Source organism: Citrobacter sp. CK202 (assembly GCF_030333225.1).
In the GTDB taxonomy this organism is placed as follows: Bacteria; Pseudomonadota; Gammaproteobacteria; order Enterobacterales; family Enterobacteriaceae; genus Citrobacter_B; species Citrobacter_B koseri.
On the sequence record NZ_JAOWGI010000028.1, the window covers coordinates 72,721 to 87,669 of the forward strand.

General features: G+C 53.4%; 15 protein-coding genes. 5 read left to right on the forward strand and 10 right to left on the reverse strand.

The features are described 5' to 3' along the window. Window positions 1-19: 19 nt before the first annotated feature. The 3 genes from OGX84_RS16430 to OGX84_RS16440 are packed head-to-tail and all read left to right on the forward strand — an operon-like array spanning window position 20 to window position 3,850. Entirely contained in the window at window positions 20-1,390 is a 1,371-nt protein-coding gene (locus tag OGX84_RS16430) for a sucrose-specific PTS transporter subunit IIBC (protein ID WP_012133764.1), read from the forward strand. Next, a complete protein-coding gene (locus tag OGX84_RS16435) occupies window positions 1,390-2,796 on the forward strand; it encodes a sucrose-6-phosphate hydrolase (RefSeq protein WP_047458718.1) in 1,407 nt (468 codons plus the stop codon). The genes OGX84_RS16430 and OGX84_RS16435 overlap by 1 nt, the downstream gene beginning before the upstream one ends. Window positions 2,797-2,824: 28 nt before the next feature. Then, window positions 2,825-3,850 (forward strand): LacI family DNA-binding transcriptional regulator, encoded by a 1,026-nt coding sequence (locus OGX84_RS16440; protein WP_012133762.1) that lies wholly within the window; start codon window positions 2,825-2,827, stop codon window positions 3,848-3,850. Window positions 3,851-4,368: 518 nt separating this feature from the next. Here OGX84_RS16440 and OGX84_RS16445 read toward each other — a convergent pair. Next, on the reverse strand, window positions 4,369-4,737 hold the full coding sequence (locus OGX84_RS16445) for an outer membrane protein (RefSeq protein ID WP_258525179.1): 369 nt from the start codon (window positions 4,735-4,737) through the stop codon (window positions 4,369-4,371). On the opposite strand from OGX84_RS16445, the gene OGX84_RS16450 reads away from it, so the two are divergent. Continuing rightward, complete coding sequence (locus OGX84_RS16450) at window positions 4,729-4,908, forward strand: Hpt domain-containing protein (protein WP_047458716.1); 180 nt, start codon at window positions 4,729-4,731, stop codon at window positions 4,906-4,908. The two genes, OGX84_RS16445 and OGX84_RS16450, sit on opposite strands and share 9 nt — an antisense overlap. 143 nt (window positions 4,909-5,051) lie before the next feature. Here the strand turns inward: OGX84_RS16450 and OGX84_RS16455 are convergent, their stop codons facing one another. The 9 genes from OGX84_RS16455 to OGX84_RS16495 all read right to left on the reverse strand — a co-directional run bounded on the left by OGX84_RS16455 (window position 5,052) and on the right by OGX84_RS16495 (window position 13,811). After that, window positions 5,052-6,083: a methionine synthase gene (locus tag OGX84_RS16455; protein WP_104869049.1), complete on the reverse strand. Its 1,032-nt coding sequence runs from the start codon at window positions 6,081-6,083 to the stop codon at window positions 5,052-5,054. A gap of 27 nt (window positions 6,084-6,110) precedes the next feature. Next, the gene (locus tag OGX84_RS16460; RefSeq protein ID WP_112001124.1) at window positions 6,111-7,094 is read right to left on the reverse strand and encodes a DUF1852 domain-containing protein; all 984 of its coding nucleotides are present in this window, start codon (window positions 7,092-7,094) and stop codon (window positions 6,111-6,113) included. 268 nt (window positions 7,095-7,362) lie between these two features. After that, on the reverse strand, window positions 7,363-8,586 hold the full coding sequence (locus tag OGX84_RS16465; RefSeq protein ID WP_112001122.1) for a Zn-dependent hydrolase: 1,224 nt from the start codon (window positions 8,584-8,586) through the stop codon (window positions 7,363-7,365). Beyond that, complete coding sequence (locus OGX84_RS16470; RefSeq protein WP_114847662.1) at window positions 8,583-9,065, reverse strand: L-2-amino-thiazoline-4-carboxylic acid hydrolase; 483 nt, start codon at window positions 9,063-9,065, stop codon at window positions 8,583-8,585. Before OGX84_RS16470 ends, OGX84_RS16465 begins: the two co-directional genes overlap by 4 nt. Before the next feature lie 17 nt (window positions 9,066-9,082). After that, complete coding sequence (locus OGX84_RS16475) at window positions 9,083-10,240, reverse strand: branched-chain amino acid ABC transporter substrate-binding protein (protein ID WP_047458708.1); 1,158 nt, start codon at window positions 10,238-10,240, stop codon at window positions 9,083-9,085. 27 nt (window positions 10,241-10,267) lie between these two features. Beyond that, window positions 10,268-10,987, reverse strand: a complete 720-nt coding sequence (locus OGX84_RS16480; protein ID WP_110494636.1) for an ABC transporter ATP-binding protein — start codon at window positions 10,985-10,987, stop codon at window positions 10,268-10,270. Continuing rightward, complete coding sequence (locus tag OGX84_RS16485; RefSeq protein WP_058668649.1) at window positions 10,980-11,747, reverse strand: ABC transporter ATP-binding protein; 768 nt, start codon at window positions 11,745-11,747, stop codon at window positions 10,980-10,982. The genes OGX84_RS16480 and OGX84_RS16485 overlap by 8 nt, the downstream gene beginning before the upstream one ends. Further along, complete coding sequence (locus tag OGX84_RS16490; protein ID WP_115609587.1) at window positions 11,744-12,850, reverse strand: branched-chain amino acid ABC transporter permease; 1,107 nt, start codon at window positions 12,848-12,850, stop codon at window positions 11,744-11,746. The genes OGX84_RS16485 and OGX84_RS16490 overlap by 4 nt, the downstream gene beginning before the upstream one ends. Before the next feature lie 10 nt (window positions 12,851-12,860). Next, window positions 12,861-13,811, reverse strand: coding sequence for a branched-chain amino acid ABC transporter permease (locus OGX84_RS16495; protein ID WP_286458209.1), 951 nt, complete (start codon window positions 13,809-13,811; stop codon window positions 12,861-12,863). A gap of 171 nt (window positions 13,812-13,982) precedes the next feature. Here OGX84_RS16495 and OGX84_RS16500 point away from each other — a divergent pair, with 171 nt between their 5' ends. Continuing rightward, the gene (locus OGX84_RS16500; protein ID WP_047458702.1) at window positions 13,983-14,915 is read left to right on the forward strand and encodes a LysR substrate-binding domain-containing protein; all 933 of its coding nucleotides are present in this window, start codon (window positions 13,983-13,985) and stop codon (window positions 14,913-14,915) included. Window positions 14,916-14,949 lie beyond the last annotated feature (34 nt).

Consider the following 14,949-nt stretch of genomic DNA (forward strand, 5'->3'; position numbering starts at 1 on the left):
AAGTCAGGCAGAGGTATATATGGATTTTGATAATATCGCCCGCGAACTCATCCCGCTGCTCGGAGGCAAAGAGAACATCGCAAGCGCCGCTCACTGCGCAACGCGTCTGCGTCTGGTTCTGATTGACGACGCGCTTTCCGATCAGCAGGCCATTGGCAAGGTCGAAGGGGTGAAAGGCTGTTTTCGTAACTCCGGGCAGATGCAGGTGATTTTTGGTACCGGTGTGGTTAACAAGGTCTACGCCGCGTTTATTCAGGCTGCGGGGATTAGCGAATCCAGCAAGTCCGAAGCTGCAGATATCGCCGCACGTAAGCTGAACCCGTTCCAGCGTATTGCTCGTCTGCTGTCTAACATCTTCGTGCCAATCATTCCTGCCATTGTGGCGTCCGGTTTGCTGATGGGCCTGCTTGGGATGGTAAAAACCTACGGCTGGGTGAATGCGGATAACGCGCTTTACATCATGCTGGATATGTGCAGCTCGGCGGCGTTTATTATTCTGCCGATCCTGATTGGCTTTACCGCAGCCCGGGAATTTGGCGGTAACCCGTATCTGGGGGCGACGCTGGGTGGCATTCTGACGCACCCGGCGCTGACCAACGCCTGGGGCGTGGCGTCCGGCTTCCACACCATGAACTTTTTCGGTTTTGAAATCGCCATGATTGGCTATCAGGGAACCGTGTTCCCGGTACTGCTGGCGGTGTGGTTTATGAGCATAGTGGAGAAACAGCTGCGCCGGGCGATCCCGGATGCGTTAGATCTGATCCTGACCCCGTTCCTGACTGTTATTATCTCCGGCTTTATTGCGCTGTTGATCATTGGCCCTGCGGGCCGCGCGCTGGGAGACGGTATCTCCTTCATCCTGAGTACCCTGATTGCTCATGCAGGCTGGCTGGCCGGGCTGTTGTTTGGTGGTCTGTATTCGGTAATTGTTATTACCGGTATTCACCACAGCTTCCACGCCATCGAGGCCGGACTGCTGGGGAATCCGTCGATAGGCGTTAACTTCCTGCTACCAATCTGGGCGATGGCGAATGTGGCGCAAGGCGGGGCGTGTCTGGCGGTGTGGTTCAAAACCAACGATGCCAAAATCAAAGCCATTACATTACCGTCGGCGTTCTCTGCGATGCTGGGCATCACCGAAGCGGCGATTTTTGGTATCAACCTGCGCTTCGTGAAGCCGTTTATCGCGGCGCTGATCGGTGGCGCGGCGGGCGGTGCTTGGGTGGTGTCGGTGCATGTCTACATGACCGCCGTGGGACTGACTGCTATTCCGGGCATGGCAATAGTACAGGCCAGCTCGCTGCTTAACTATATTATCGGCATGGTGATTGCTTTCGGTGTGGCGTTCACCGTCTCCCTGCTGCTGAAATATAAGACGGACTCTGAATAATGACTTTAGCTTCCCGCTGGCCTGCCGTGTTGCAGGCAGTAATGCAAGGCCAGCCGCGTGCACTGGCGGACAGCCATTATCCGCAGTGGCATCCCGCGCCGGTAACGGGGCTGATGAACGATCCGAACGGGTTTATCTGGTTTGCCGGGCGCTACCACCTGTTTTATCAATGGAACCCACTGGGCTGCGATCATCGCTATAAGTGCTGGGGACACTGGAGCTCCGTGGATCTGGTGCACTGGCAGCACGAGTCAATTGCCCTGATGCCCGACGAAGAGTATGACCGTAACGGCTGTTACTCCGGCAGCGCCGTGGATAACAACGGCGTGCTGACCCTGTGCTACACCGGCAACGTCAAGTTTGACGACGGCGGTCGCATCGCCTGGCAGTGTCTGGCGGTGCAAAATGACGATGGTAGTTTTACCAAGCAGGGGCCAGTGTTGCCCCTGCCGGAAGGGTACACCGGGCATGTACGGGACCCGAAGGTGTGGTGCCATGATGGGCAGTGGTACATGGTGCTCGGTGCGCAGGATCTGCAAAAGCAGGGCAAAGTGCTGCTGTTCACATCCGATGATTTACACCACTGGCAGCCCTGCGGTGAGATTGCTGGACAGGGCGTGAACGGTCTTACGGACTCCGGGTATATGTGGGAGTGTCCGGATCTGTTTGCGCTTGATGAAACACATGTGTTGATCTGCTGCCCGCAGGGGCTGGCGCGCGAACCGCATCGCTATCTCAATACCTATCCGTCAGTCTGGATGAGCGGGGCATTTGATTATGAAACGGCTTCGTTTGCCCACGGCGAGCTGCATGAGCTTGACGCCGGTTTCGAGTTTTATGCGCCACAAACCACGGTGGCGGAAGACGGAAGACGCATCCTGATCGGCTGGATGGGCGTGCCGGACGGTGAAGAGATGCTTCAGCCCACATGTGCGTACGGCTGGATCCACCAGATGACCTGCCCGCGGGAATTGAAGTATCGCGACGGCAGGCTCTGGCAAACGCCTGCCAGAGAACTTGAACAGCTTCGCGAAGCCGAACACCAATGGCAGGGCCGCGCCAGCGATGCGCCAGAACTGGAGGCGACGCGTCTTGAGTTTGAACTGAGCACTTCGTACGTGAATGCCGATTTTGCCGGCGCGTTGCGTCTCACGGTCGATGACCACGGTGTGCGTCTGGAACGCGCCAGTCTGAAAACCGGTGAAATGTTGACCCGCTACTGGCAGGGCGACGTCAGCCATTTACGCGTTCTGTGCGACAGCTCCAGTATTGAAATTTTCATCAACCATGGCGAAGGGGTGATGAGCAGCCGCTATTTTCCTGACCATCCGGGCCGGGTACGCTTCGAAGGTGCGTCCGACATCACATTACGCTACTGGTCGCTGCGCCGCTGCATGATAGAATAGGAGTTTTGGCAGCCGGATCTAAGTCGTTGTGAGAAAAACAAAACGCGTCACAATAAAAGACATCGCGGAACTGGCGGGGGTCTCAAAAGCCACCGCCAGCCTGGTACTGAACGGACGCAGCAAAGAGCTACGGGTGGCGGAAGAAACACGGGATCGTGTACTGGCTATTGCAAAAGAGCATCACTACCAGCCCAGCATTCACGCCCGCTCGCTGCGTGATAACCGCAGCCACACCATTGGTCTGGTGGTTCCGGAAATCACCAACTACGGTTTTGCCGTCTTTTCTCACGAACTGGAAACCCTGTGCCGGGAGGCGGGCGTTCAGTTGCTGATTTCCTGTAGCGATGAAAACCCAGGCCAGGAGACCGTAGTGGTCAATAACATGGTGGCGCGCCAGGTGGACGGGTTGATTGTCGCCTCCAGTATGTTGAATGATGCGGATTACCAGAAACTGAGCGAGCAGATGCCCGTGGTTCTATTTGATCGCCACATGAACGACAGCTCTCTGCCGCTGGTCATCACCGATTCGATTACTCCCACGGCTGAACTGGTGGCGGATATCGCCCGCCAGCATCCTGACGAGTTCTACTTCCTCGGCGGTCAGCCGCGGCTTTCCCCGACGCGTGACCGTCTGGAGGGGTTTAAGCAGGGGTTACGTGAAGCCAACGTTGAACTGCGCCCGGAGTGGATCATCCACGGCAACTATCACCCTGGTTCCGGTTATGAGATGTTCGCTGAACTTTGCGCCCGACTGGGACGTCCACCTAAGGCGCTGTTCACCGCCGCCTGCGGGTTGCTGGAAGGGGTGCTGCGCTATATGGGCCAGCACAACCTGCTGCAAAGTAACATGCGGCTGGCCAGCTTTGACGATCACTATTTGTATGACTCACTCACTATTCCTGTCGATACCATCCGCCAGGATAATCATCAGCTGGCATGGCACTGCTTTGATCTTATTGGCAAATTGATTGAAGGGGAAAACCCGGAACCTCTCCAGCGTAAGCTGAAAGCAACACTGCAACGGCGATATAAAACAGAAAAACAGACGCAATAGTCTGTCCTGACACGTTAATAAAAAGAATCGGAGAACCACTGGCTAACGGTATTTTTTTCAGACACGAAACTCAGATTTTAAACTCTTCGGGATACGCTTATCGTCCATGGGCACCTCTTTTTAAGCCATCTTAAACGACTCTGAGGTGTCTGTTAAACCCGTGGCGATTCAGGATTCAAGCCACTCGGCACCTATATTGATGAGAAGTCTGCGTATCCGTGGCAATTCATATTGGTAAAACGGATAAAGTTAACTGTGCCCCCAGTTGAGTCCAGCATTCAGTCATGTTTTCATCGGATCAATACCAATTATTTTACTTGAATTTAATGGGGTTTTAGACTGAATGCCAAAGAAGTATCGGTGAACCTACCAACATTATAAGATTTTTTTCGCCATTAGGGCTGTGGGTTAAAAGCCTTACCACCTGGCAGGAAGGCGGTAAGGTCAGGAAAAAAGTGGCATAAAAGATGAGAACAAATACCTGAAAGGAGGGGGATGAAACTCTCTGTCAAAGTGCCTTAAAGGACGTAACGAACGCCGAACACAAATTCATTGTTGACCAGGCGTCCACGCAGATTTTCATCCTGTAGAGCACGGGCGTTTACAAAGGTGTTACGGCCACTTTCGATATTGCCCATATCGACATAACGATAAGTGGCGTACAGGGTCAAATCGTTGATAACTTCATAAGAAGCACCCGCACCAACGGAGTACGTAAAGTTGGTTTGCGTGTTGCCGGCGAACTCGCGGGTGTCATTACCCTGCCAGCCACCTACTTTCACTTTCGCTACACCGGCGCCAGCCGTTGCGTACAGGGCGAATTTATCGGGAAACTTAAACTGCGACTTGAACAGCGAGACCGTGACAAGGTTGGCCGCATGGCACACCGGATTAACGGCGGTGCACGGATGATGAATTATACGCCGCTGAAAGAGACCTGTGAGGCGCTTGAAGTTGCCTGCAATAACGAGCAGGACTGGGAAACGATTGAACAGTTGGTCGAATGTGTGCTGGAAGATATGGTGCGCTTTAATAAGTGGCTGGCAGAAAAATCTTAACCCCCTCCGGGCAGTTATGAACTGTTTGAAAGAGGGCGATAAACAGCAGCTGTCTGGCTGACGCCTTCTGCGCCAGCATGCGGTTCTGCCGCTCAGGGATATATTACCCACTGCGGTTTATAGCCCGTATCTTATTAACAGAGTCATTTAGCCGAAAGTTCTCTTCGGATGATTTCTGCGCCTGCGCTTAGGGCATCGAGCTTACCTCTGGCTACCTGACGAGATAAGGGTGCCATACCACAGTTGGTAGAAGGATAGAGCTTGTCGGCATCGACAAACTGAAGCGCTTTACGTAACGTACTGGCGACGTCCTCTGGTGTCTCAATGGTATTGGTTGCCACGTCAATGGCTCCTACCATGACTTTTTTACCGCGAATCAGTTCAAGCAGATCCATTGGAACATGCGAGTTATGACATTCCAGTGAGATGATATCGATATTAGACGTTTGCAGTTTGGGAAAAGCTTCTTCATATTGTCTCCACTCTGACCCCAGCGTCTTTTTCCAGTCGGTATTGGCTTTGATGCCATATCCATAGCAGATATGCACAGCGGTTTCGCATTTTAGCCCTTCAATGGCTTTTTCTAATGCGGCGATCCCCCAGTCATTCACTTCATCAAAAAACACATTAAATGCGGGCTCATCAAACTGGATTATATCGACACCGGCAGCTTCTAACTCTCTGGCTTCCTGATTGAGAATTTTTGCAAATTCCCAGGCCAGCTTTTCGCGGCTTTTATAGTGGGCATCGTAGAGCGTATCGATCATCGTCATAGGCCCTGGCAGCGCCCATTTAATTGGCTGACGAGTGAGCTGGCGTAAATACTTTGCATCTTCAACAAAAACGGGTTTTTGACGCGCTACCGCATCAACAACGGTCGGTACGCTCGCATCATAGCGATTACGAATTTTAACAATCTGACGTTTCTCAAAATCAACGCCGCTGAGGTGTTCAATAAACGTGGTGACAAAGTGTTGGCGCGTTTGCTCGCCATCACTAACAATATCAATACCTGCCCGTAGTTGATCATCCAGGGACAAACGTAGCGCATCTTGTTTTCCCTCGATTAATTCCTCATTTTGCAATTTCCAGGGCGACCAAAGCGTCTCAGGTTGAGCAAGCCAGGAAGGTTTAGGTAAACTGCCAGCCGTTGAAGTGGGTAGTAATATTTTCATAATCGATGACCTTTTATTTTCGGTTAATCAAAGAGCGTAGTGAGCAGACCATTTTTCAAGAATATCTTTGTATGGTTTGATGAAGTGCTCTTCTGTAAACTTTCCTTGCTCAATAGCCAGCTGGCTGCGTTCTTCCCGATCATAAACAATTTTTGTTAATGAATGATCCTGGTGGTTCAGATTTGGTTGATAGCATTGACCTGCTGCGGCGTTAGCATTGTAAATTTCAGGTCGGTAAATCTTCTGGAACGTCTCCATCGTGCTGATGGTGCTGATAAGTTCAAGATTCGTGTAATCACTAAGTAAATCACCAGAAAAATAAAAGGCTAAAGGTGCAACGCTATTTTTGGGCATAAAATAGCGAACCTGCAAATCCATTTTTTTGAAGTATTTCTCAGTTAACGAAGAACCACCTGGCTGGTATTCGATACCCAATACAGGATGCTGATTTCCAGTCCGATGATAGATATCGTTACTTGACACGCTGAGGCATATCACAGGTGGTTTTTTGAAATGCTCTTTGTATTCATTTGAGTTTATGAAATGTTTAAATATGTTCCCATGCAAATCACCAAAATTATCTGGAATGCTAAACTCAGGTTTGTTTTTGTTATGTTCTGGCAGTAATACGCTAAAATCATAATCTCGTACGTAAGAGGAAAAATTATTCCCGACAATACCTTCAAAACGTTCGTTGTTCTTTTTGTCAATAATATTGGTTTTTAATATTTCAATAGCGGGGAATGTATCGCTGCTGCTATCAACGTTAATATTCATCGCAACAGAAATGATATCAAGTTCCACAGAATAACGATCGCTTTTGGGGTTATCCCAATACGCCAGTGTATTGAAGCGATTGTCAATCATCACTAACGTGTTGCGTAAGTTTTCCTGGCGGTTCTTTCCTCTGGCCAGATTCGCAAAGTTGGTAGTAATACGCGTATTTTCAGAAGGGTTATAATGTTCATCGAAGCGACTGCTTTTGATCGTAAATGTAAAATCGTTATTCATCGTGATCCTGCATCCTAAGTCATGATATGAAAACTGAATTAATTTATTGATTTTACAGAGTTACCTGACTTTATTATTGAGCAGTCTTCATGTTATCAATAAGTGAGTAAGGTCTCTTTTATGCCAGAGTCACTGGATGAGTGAAAGAGACTTAATTTCATTACAACATGAGTCATATTCATGGTCTGCTGTATGGTCAAACCCGGTCATGCTTGTAATCGATTAAGTTGAATAGTGATTCTTCTGATGACCGGTTCACCTGGCTCTGTTATTCAAGCGCAGCTGGCAGGAGGCTGTGCAGCAGAACATTAGCGCCTTTTTCTGCCCATTCCGGCTGAATGTTTTCTGCCTCGTTGTGGCTGATGCCTTTTTCGCAGGGGATAAAAATCATGCTGGCGGGCGCGATTTTGCTGATATAACAGGTATCGTGACCGGCGCCGGACACCATCCGTTTGCTGCTGTATCCCAGTGCCTGGGCCGCGTTTGCGCTGCGCTGTAGACAGGTCTCGTCAAATGCGATGGGGGCGTAATCGAAGATACGTTCCACGTCGAGCTGAATGCCGCGCTGATTCAGATCGGCGGTTGCCTTGCGAAGCGCCGTTTCCATTGCCTGGAGGACGGTAGTCTGTGGATGACGAAACTCCACGCTGCAATGTACTTCCCCTGGCACTACGTTACGCGATCCCGGTGAAATCTGCGCCATGCCGATTGTCGCTCTGCCGTCTGGTTCGTGCTGATTGCCAATATCTTCCACCGCCAGCGCCAGACGGGCGAAAGCGGTCAACGCATCGCGGCGGCTGGCCATTGGCGTGGTGCCGGCATGGGCGGCAAATCCGCGAATTACAACGTTGAACCAGCGCTGGCCCATAGCGGCATGCACCAGGCCGATATCAATACCTTCCTCTTCGAGAATCGGGCCTTGCTCGATATGTAGCTCGTAACAGGTGTAGACAGGGAAGGCGACGGCGGGCTGGTCGCCACGGTAACCGATGGCCTCAAGCGCTTTGCCGACGCTGATGCCATCCTGATCTTCACGCGCCCATGCGTATTGTTGTGTGAACTGCCCGCTCCAGACGCCGGAGGCCAGCATTGCTGGCGCGAAGCGCGCGCCTTCTTCATTGGTCCAGTTGACCAGTACAATATCGCGTTCGGTCTCAATGTTCTGATCGTTTAAAGTACGCAGCACTTCCAGCCCGGCCAGAACGCCGTAAATTCCATCATATCGCCCACCCAGCGGCTGAGAATCAACGTGTGAACCGGTCATCACCGGCGCAAGCTGTGGTTTTTTACCGGCGCGGCGAATAAACATGTTGCCCATGCTATCGATTTCGCAGCGAAACCCGGCTTCCTGCGCCCAGTCGCGCAGTAAATCACGGGCGAGGCGATCCTCATTGCTTAATGCCAGTCGGGTGACGCCACTAGCTGGCGTGCCGCCGATTTGCGCCATTATCTCAAGCGTCGACCATAAACGCTCTGCGTTCACGCGGATCATACGTCTTCCTTTTTGGTGCGATAGCGAAAGTCACAGCATGCGCCACCCTGCATGATGGTGGTCGTACGGGTCAGCTCCACGTCGGGCGCGTAGCCGACGATAAATTTCTCATCTCGGGCGCAGGAGAGCAGGTGACCAATCTCACCGAGGCCCATCTCGTGGTACATCTCGGCATAACGGCAGCGGGTGACGTTATAGTTGTACTGCTTGTCGTCGGCGTCGATCACTTTGACATCCAGCGCGTTATCCTTCTCCCACAGGTATTGCAGGGCGATAAAACTCTTCACGTCTGTGCCATTCGGCTCCTTGTGCGCAAATTCTTTACCGGCATCGATCGCCGCCTGCTCAATGGCTTCGCCAATGACCGCCTGGGCGCGGGCTTTCCCTATCTCGCGCACCAGGATTTCATAGATTGGTTTAATAATCTCTGCTTCTATTTTGCGGCGGGCGAGAATGCCCAGCTCATTATTATCACTCATCACATTGCCTCACTGCGTTACTTCGTTTTGGCGCCGCCCAGTACCGTTTGCGGCTGCCATTTACCATCCACGACTTTGTAGACGGTGAAAGACGGCGATTTCAGGTTGCCTTCATTATCAAAAGCGATCTGCCCGGTAACGCCGGAATAGCTTATTGCGCGCAGAACCGGCAGATACTCAGCCGGATCGACAGAGTCGGCTTTTTCCATCGCAGCAACCAGAACGCGGGTGGCGTCATAGGCGAATGGGGCGTGGAGTTCAATATGGGTGTGGTAGCGAGACTGATACTCTTGCTCAAACGCCTTACCGCCCGGCATCTGCTCAACTGGCAGGCCCGGCTCCAGCGCCACGACGCCTTCGCCTTCTTTCTGGGCCAGTTGCAGGAAGGTCTGGCTGACGAAGCCGCCTGCGCCCATCAGCGTGGCGTTCATACCCAGCTGTTTGATACGACGCGCCAGCGGCGCGGCCTGGCTATCCACGCCGCCGAAGAAGATCAGGTCAGCATTTTTGCTACGAATGGCGGTCAGCACGGCGCTGAAATCCACGGTTTTGTCGTCAACGTACTGACGGTCAACAATCTTCACGCCCTGCGCTTCAAGTGATTTTATAAACTCGTCAGCCAGCCCCTGACCGAATGCGGTACGGTCGTCGATCACGGCAATACGTTTTGCCTTCAGGGTATTCACCGCGTACTGACCGGCAAACTGGCCGCCGTCGTCGTCATGCCCCATCACACGGAAGCTGGTATCAAAGCCCTGTCTGGTATAGGCATGACCGGTGGCAACAGGCGCGACCTGGGCGATACCCGCATCGTGATAAACGCGTGCCGCCGGAATACTGGTGCCGGTATTCCAGTGGCCGACTACGCCCGCCACGCCGCTATCGACCAGACGCTGCGCCACAGCCACGGCAGTGCGCGGGTCGGACTGATCGTCTTCAGATTGCAGCCTGAAGGTCACCGCTTTACCACCGATGGTCGGGTGCTGCTTGTTGATATCGTCAATCGCCAGTTGGGCGCCGTTCTCCAGATCTTTACCAATACGGGCAGACGGGCCGGTAAGCGGGCCTGCAAGACCGATGGTCACGGTTTCGCTTTTAGCTGACCATGCACCTGTAGAGGCAAAACTACTGAGCAGAATAGCGGCGCTGAGCGCACTGATTTTTACTGTTTTCATTGTTTTTCCCTGCTGTTGGTGAGTGTGTTAAACAGGCATTTCGCCCAAATAAATCTGTGCAATTTGATCGTCATTAAGCATCGCTTTCGACTCGCCGTGATGCACAATGCTGCCGCTGTCCATCACCCAGGCGCTGTCGGTTACTTCCAGCGCCAGTCGGGCGTTTTGTTCAATGAGCAGCAGGGCGACGCCGCGTGCGCGCAGCCCGGCGATCACGGTAAAAATGTTTTCCACCATCCTGGGGGCTAACCCCATAGATGGCTCGTCGAGGATCAGCAAACGCGGGCGGCTCAGCAGGGCGCGGTTGAGCGCCAACAGCTGCTGTTCGCCGCCAGAGAGCAGTCCTGCAAGCTGGTGCTGGCGTTCGCCAAGACGCGGGAAACGCTCAAAAATCTCTGCCATTTCGCGCTTAACGCTGGCGGCGTCACGCCTTAACCATGCCCCCATCTGCAAATTTTCAAGCACCGTCATGCGGGCAAAGATGCCGCGACCTTCCGGCACCATCACCAGCCCGTTGCGCAGCAGCGTCTCCGGTTTCTGTTTGCGTACGGCTTTGCCATTGAACTCAATGTTGCCGTTAAAACTTTCCAGCCCGGTGATGGCGCGCACGGTGGAACTTTTACCCGCGCCGTTGGCGCCAATCAGCGTGGCTTGTTCACCCTCATGCAGGGTAAAGGAGATATCGCGAACGGCCTGAATACCGCCGTAATGCACATCCAGGCGTTCCACCTTCAGTAACTCAGACATGCTTATTGCCTCCAAGCCAGGCTGCGATAACTGCCGGGTCGCGACGCACGCTATCCGGTGTGCCGCAGGCCAGCGTTTTGCCGTAATCGAGCACCGTCAGGCGGTCGCAGATGTTCATCACCAGCTTGACGTCGTGCTCGATCATCAGCAGGGTTTTGCCATCTTCACGAATACGAATTAACAGCTCGCCAAGCGCGACCTTCTCGGCGGCATTCATCCCCGCAGCAGGTTCGTCAAGCGCCAGAAGCAGCGGATCTGTAGCCAGCGCGCGGGCGATCTCAAGACGACGCTGGTGGCCATAGGCCAGATCGCAGGCGCGGTAATGGGCAAACTTTGCAATGCCGGTGTACTCCAGCCAGCGCCAGGCCTGTTCACGGGTTTGCGCTTCTTCCTTACGGGCGCGTTTATGGCGGCTCAGTGCAGCCCATAGCCCATTACGGGTACGAACGTGGCGACCGACCATCACGTTTTCCAGCACCGACATCTCGTTGAACAGACGCACGTTTTGAAAAGTGCGTGCAATCCCGGCGGCGGTGACTTTCTCTATCTGTTTTGGGTAATAGGGTTGGTCTGCAATAAAAAACGCCCCCCTGTCTGCCGGGTAAAGCCCGGTAATTAGGTTAAAACAGGTGGTTTTTCCGGCTCCGTTGGGGCCGATCAGACCGTAGATCTCGCCTTTATTGATGGAAAGCGAAACATCGTCCACGGCGGTCAGGCCGCCAAAGCGTTTGGACATATTGCTCACGGTTAACAGGCTCATGCTTTCACCTCTTTGTGGCGAACCGGCCAGATACCGGATGGGCGAACCAGCATCACCAGCACCAGTGCAAGGCCGTAGAAGAGCTGACGCAAAATTTCCGGGTCAATCAGTACCGTGCCGAACAACATCTGTTGAACAGGGGCCGCCTGGCTACGGAGCAGTTCCGGCAGGGCGGTCAGGAGTACCGCACCGAGGATCACGCCGGGGATATGGCCCATACCGCCCAGCACCACCATCGCCAGCACGGCAATGGACTCTTGCAAGGTGAAGGATTCCGGGGAGACAAATCCCTGAAACGCGCCAAACAGTGCGCCAGCGACGCCGCCAAACGAGGCGCCCATAGCAAAAGCCAGCAGCTTATAGTTGCGCACGTTAATGCCCATCGCGCGGGCCACGTCTTCGTCCTCACGAATCGCGTGCCAGGCGCGACCGATACGTGAGTGTTGCAGGCGCAGGCAGACAAAAATGATCGCCACAATGACCAGCATCAGCAGGTAGTACCACAGCCACAACGCGGGTACTTTAAAGCCGAGCCAGTGATAAACACCGCTGAACTTCAGGCCAAACAGGTTAAGCGTATCCACGCCGGTGATGCCTTTGGCACCGTTGGTGATATTCACCGGGCGATCGAGGTTGCGCATCAGAATGCGGATAATTTCGCCAAAGCCCAGCGTAACAATTGCCAGATAATCCCCGCGCAGCTTCAGCGTCGGTGCGCCAAGCAAAATGCCGCATACGGCAGCGACCAGTGCCGCAGCCGGAACGATCAGCAGATACGAGGTATGTAGCCCGTCCGGGAACCAGACGGTGAGGATTGGGAACACCTCAGACAGATGGGGAGAGGCCAGCAGAGCGGCCAGATAAGCCCCAACGGCATAAAAGGCAATAAACCCCATATCCAGCAGGCCGGTATAGCCCACGACGATATTGAGCCCCAGCGCCAGCATGATGTAGAGCAGGGCGAAATCGATCACGCGGACCCAGTAGTTACCGCCAAGCTGGCTGGCAACGACAGGAGCGATCAGCAATGCGATGCAGAACAAAGCCATGCCTGACCAGAATTTGCGCGTCGTGGCTGGAGCTTGCAGTTGTACGGTTGTCATTGATTTTCCCTTACGCTCTGTGCGCCACGCGCTCGCCCAGCAAACCTGCCGGACGGAATACCAGCACCAGGATCAACACGATGAAGGCAAACACGTCCTGGTAATTACTGCCAAAGACGCCGTTAGTGAGTTCACCGAGATAGCCCGCACCCAGCGCTTCTATGACACCCAGTAAAATCCCGCCGATCATCGCGCCGCGAATATTGCCAATGCCGCCAAGCACGGCGGCGGTGAACGCTTTAATTCCGGGGAGAAAGCCCATTGAGAAGCTGGCGTTACCGTAGTTGCTCGCCATCATCACGCCGGCCAGCGCCGCAAAAATGCCGCCGATAGCAAACGTCAGGGTGATGATGGCGTTTGGGTTAACGCCCATCAGCGTGGCGACCCGCGGATTCTCTGCCACTGCGCGCATGCCTCGCCCGAGGCGAGTGTATTCAACCAGCAGCCACAGACCGGTCATGACTGCCAGCGCCAGCCCGACGGTGGCAATGCCGGTGAGAGTGATAATCGCGGGTGGGTGAGTTTCGCCGCCGGAGGTCACGGCGATCGGGGCCATCGACAGGATCTGCGGGAACATCAGCGGGTTGCGGGTCCAGACGATCATCGCCACGGTTTGCAGTAATACGGAAACGCCGATACCGGAGATTAGCGGAGCCAGTCGTGGGGCGTTACGCAGCCTGCGATAGGCGAAACGTTCTACCGCCATTGCCAGCAGGGCGCAGACGGCCATCGCAATGAGCAGCGCTACACCGAGTTGCGATAACTGCGGCATAGCAGGGAAGGTATGATTCAGGACATTGATGGCGGAGAGCGTAGTGAGCGCGCCAACCATCAGGATATCGCCGTGAGCAAAGTTAATAATACGCAAAATACCATACACCATGGTATAGCCCAGCGCTATCAGCGCGTAGATGCTGCCCAGCATCACACCGTTTATCAGTTGTTGTATGAGTGTGTCCAACGTTTGTACCCGACAAATTGCTCTTTCAGTGGGTACCATCCAATAATTGAATAAAATTGTAAAATACACATATATTATTTCTTATGATAAACGGATATTTTTATATCTTAATGATTAATATGATTATTTTATTAATCACAAAACAAGGTTATAGCCTAAAGAAATCAATATATGAATAAAACAGAACAATTGACGACATTACCCTCCTTTGCGGAGAGTCGCCTTGCCAACGATCCTCCGTTGCGGGCGGTGCGCGCCTTTGAAGCCATTGCCCGGTTAGGAAGCGTGACGCAAGCCGCGAGGGAACTGGCGATTTCGCCATCTGCGGTTAGCCATCAGCTCAAATTACTTGAGGGATATCTGCAAATCGCGCTCACCGAACGGCATGGACGACGACTGGCGCTGAGCCAGCAAGGGCGTGAATATTATCGTTCGATCCGTGCGGCGTTTAACGTTTTGCGTCAGGCGACGGAGCATCTGGTGGAGCAGGAGCAGACCCGGCAGGTAACGATTAGCCTGATTCCGCTTTTTGGGATGGGCTGGTTTATTCCTCGCCTGCCGATGTTTATGCGCGCGAATCCGCATACCGAGATTAACGTGGTGTATGCCAATCACCGCAACTATCTGAGTGATGCTTCAGACATGTCGATCCGCTTCGGCAATGGCAACTGGGCGGGATACCAGAGTGAAAAACTGATTTCCGGGCGCATGGTGCCAGTATGCAGCCAGGCGTTTTTGCGACTGCATGGTCATATTGATACCCCGGAGCAACTGATGCAGATGCCGCTGCTGCATGATGAAGAACGAACCACCTGGCATCAATGGTTTATTCAGCAGGGCGTGAAGCGTTCCCCGCCGCGCAGCGGCCCCTTGTTTGAGGACGGTCTGCTGACGCTGGCGGGTGTACAGGCAGGACTGGGATGCGCCCTGATGCGCGAACCCCTCATTATGCCGTACCTGGACAAAGGCGAGTTGGTGAAGATTTTCGATCTGCCAATAGATGACGGGCGCGACTACTATTTGTGCGTCCGCCAGGATAGTGAAATGACGCAGGATGGCAAGCTATTACAGAACTGGTTAAGGCGCGAAGCGGCTACCGTATAACGATGTCACCGCATATGAAGCGAATAAGGGGCGA